Origin of the sequence: Sunxiuqinia dokdonensis, assembly GCF_001270965.1 — a bacterium.
GTDB lineage: Bacteria > Bacteroidota > Bacteroidia > Bacteroidales > Prolixibacteraceae > Sunxiuqinia > Sunxiuqinia dokdonensis.
The window spans coordinates 1-995 of record NZ_LGIA01000103.1 but is presented as its reverse complement, the minus strand read 5'-3'; the positions used below and the strand labels follow the sequence as shown (position 1 = coordinate 995).

At 40.5% G+C, this 995-nt stretch carries 1 protein-coding gene; it reads right to left on the bottom strand.

The features are described 5' to 3' along the window. Nucleotides 1–624 (bottom strand): hypothetical protein (locus NC99_RS07300; protein WP_157624621.1); only part of this gene is annotated, 624 nt, incomplete at its 3' end. Nucleotides 625–995: the final 371 nt, after the last annotated feature.

Sequence of the window (995 nt, the reverse complement as noted above, 5' to 3'; positions counted from 1 at the left end):
CATCAGGTTTGTTTCCAGATCGTTATTGATGTATTGTTCGATTTCCTGGGGTGTTCTTTGGTGCGCGGGAATGTTGGTCGCAATTTGTTGCAGATTGGCTCTTAAATCCTGGATATCCTTTTCATTCAGGGCAGCCTGAATTTCTTCGAAAATGGCTTCATCCATGGGCGACAGTGAAAATTCTTGATCAGGAGCGGCTTCCTGCGCTTGTTGTTCTTTATAAAAGTGATGGATATTTTCTTTGGCAGCAAGGTTGTGCTGTGCCAGGTGAATTTTTGGTAAACTCTGGCTCATGCTGATTAAATCGTTGATGTTGACCGGTTGACTGAATTCTTTGAAAGATGATAATTCTTCGGACAGTTCAAAGCTATAGGCTTGTTCTTCCTGGCTCATGCGTACTTCTTTGGCCGCATTTTGCTCCTGTCTGATGATGTTTTGCAGTTTGTTGCGCAGGTTGATGATGTCAGTTTCCTGCACGGCTTCGCTGATTTCCTCCTGCAGCCTGATTTCGTCGGCCAACTCCGAATTGTAGGCCAGTTCAGCATTGAATTCGCTTAGCGCATCGCCGGTCAACTCTCCGCTAAGGTACTGATCAATTTGTTCAATTTTATTTTTACGTATCATCTTTCAACAATTTGTTTATTCAATATCCTCTTTTATTTTTCAATTGTTTCCGGTTGTTCTTCAGGTGCTTATACGCACGATCAAACTTTTTCCGGACTAAATTTTGTCTTTTTCGTTCTTTGAAGTCCACTGAAATCAAATCACACAAGGTTTGTTAAAGTTTTTTTGAGCTGGAATGCAAGTTCGAAATTCGGATTTCTCAAAATCGCTTAGCAAATTATTGCTGGTTTTGATCGCCGAAACCTTGCCATTCAAATGTTCTTGTAGAATTACCTGAGAATTAGAAGCCGCCAGAATTTCGTTAAAAATTGCTGGTTCGTGTATTTTATCATTTTCAAGTGTTTATTCCAAAATCAGGCAAAAGGTAACCC